A 790-nucleotide genomic window follows, 5' to 3' on the forward strand; every position below is an offset into this window, starting at 1 on the left:
GCCTTCGATGCGGTACCCGCCACCGGCGGCGTTGAGCACGCCGGTACGCGGGTCATACCCACTGCACAGGCCGACCGGCGCCAGGCTCACCACCGAACCCGGTACCGGGTCGCGGGTGGTGGCGTCATACACCACGCCTGAAGGGTCCACCGGCAGGCTCTGCTGCGGCAGGTGCCCGCCGGCGCGCAGCACCACTTCCAGCTGGCTGGTGCCGTTGTCGGTGGTGCGGCAGGCGCTGACCCCACCCCGCGCGATCGCCGCATCGGCGTCGCAGGCTTCCTGCACTCCACCGGCGGTTTCGCGGGTGACCGGGAACGGCCACAGCACGGTCGAGCGCGGGTCGCGGAAGCGGATGTTCCACTTCACGCCCGGCACCACGTCACCGAAGCGGTAGCTGCCATCGGCTGCGGTCACGGTGGTCTTCAGCACCTGGCCGTTGGCCGGGTCCACCAGTTCCACGATCCACGACGGCAGGCGGCGGTCGCCGCCATCCAGCAGCTGGTCGTCACTGCCCACGTCGAACCAGACGGTGCCGCCGACCGAGGCGGCCAGCTGCACGCTGTTGGGTACGCGGCAGGCGTTGTGGGTGATGCCGTCCACGCATGCCGGCAGGTTGCCCACTTCGCCCTCGAACGCGGCGCGTTCGGTCGGGGTCGGGGCGCGGAACGGGTTCTCGCCGCCGGCCTCCACCGGCTGGCTGTCCAGGCTCAGGCCCGCCGGCAGGCGGTCATGCACCACGTATTCGCCGCGGCTCGGCTGCTGCCCGGCGTTGCGCACCTGGATGGTGTAA

Annotated in this window: 1 protein-coding gene; it reads right to left on the reverse strand. The window is 71.6% G+C overall.

The window, feature by feature from the left end; all coding sequences use genetic code 11:
• A partial coding sequence (locus INT12_RS30580; RefSeq protein WP_226926394.1) for an SdrD B-like domain-containing protein occupies positions 1-790 on the reverse strand: 790 nt, incomplete at both ends.

This window comes from Pseudomonas sp. K8, assembly GCF_014889455.1.
In the GTDB taxonomy this organism is placed as follows: Bacteria; Pseudomonadota; Gammaproteobacteria; order Pseudomonadales; family Pseudomonadaceae; genus Aquipseudomonas; species Aquipseudomonas veronii.